The sequence below is a fragment of the Solibacillus silvestris genome (assembly GCF_051967575.1).
GTDB classification, from domain to species: Bacteria; Bacillota; Bacilli; order Bacillales_A; family Planococcaceae; genus Solibacillus; species Solibacillus silvestris_B.
The window spans coordinates 1-1,017 of record NZ_JBQCJW010000087.1 but is presented as its reverse complement, the minus strand read 5'-3'; the positions used below and the strand labels follow the sequence as shown (position 1 = coordinate 1,017).

At 52.0% G+C, this 1,017-nt stretch carries 1 rRNA gene; it reads right to left on the bottom strand.

Annotated features, from left to right (window positions below):
* A 23S ribosomal RNA gene (locus tag ACTHOQ_RS18870) occupies positions 1 to 1,017 on the bottom strand; the annotation flags it as partial.

Here is a 1,017-nt window from a genome sequence, read left to right as displayed (position 1 = left end):
TCGGCCTCGGCTTAGGTCCCGACTAACCCTGAGCGGACGAGCCTTCCTCAGGAAACCTTAGTCATACGGTGCATGGGATTCTCACCCATGTTTCGCTACTCATACCGGCATTCTCACTTCTAATCGCTCCACCAGTCCTTCCGGTCTGGCTTCAACGCCATTAGAACGCTCTCCTACCACGCATACCAACGGTATGCATCCACAGCTTCGGTGAATCGTTTAGCCCCGATACATTTTCGGCGCAGCGTCACTCGACCAGTGAGCTATTACGCACTCTTTAAATGATGGCTGCTTCTAAGCCAACATCCTGGTTGTCTAAGCAACGCCACATCCTTTTCCACTTAACGATTACTTGGGGACCTTAGCTGGTGGTCTGGGCTGTTTCCCTCTTGACTACGGATCTTATCACTCGCAGTCTGACTCCCGTGTATAAATATCCGGCATTCGGAGTTTGTCTGAATTCGGTAAAGCGAGATGCCCCCCTAGTCCAAACAGTGCTCTACCTCCGGTATTCTCAATCACGAGGCTAGCCCTAAAGCTATTTCGGAGAGAACCAGCTATCTCCAGGTTCGATTGGAATTTCTCCGCTACCCACACCTCATCCCCGCACTTTTCAACGTGCGTGGGTTCGGGCCTCCAGTGAGTGTTACCTCACCTTCACCCTGGACATGGGTAGATCACCTGGTTTCGGGTCTACGACCACGTACTAATTCGCCCTATTCAGACTCGCTTTCGCTGCGGCTCCGTCTTCTCGACTTAACCTCGCACGTAATCGTAACTCGCCGGTTCATTCTACAAAAGGCACGCTATCACCCATTAACGGGCTCTAACTACTTGTAGGCACACGGTTTCAGGATCTCTTTCACTCCCCTTCCGGGGTGCTTTTCACCTTTCCCTCACGGTACTGGTTCACTATCGGTCACTAGGTAGTATTTAGCCTTGGGAGATGGTCCTCCCGGATTCCGACGGAATTTCACGTGTTCCGCCGTACTCAGGATCCACTCTGGAGGGAATGAA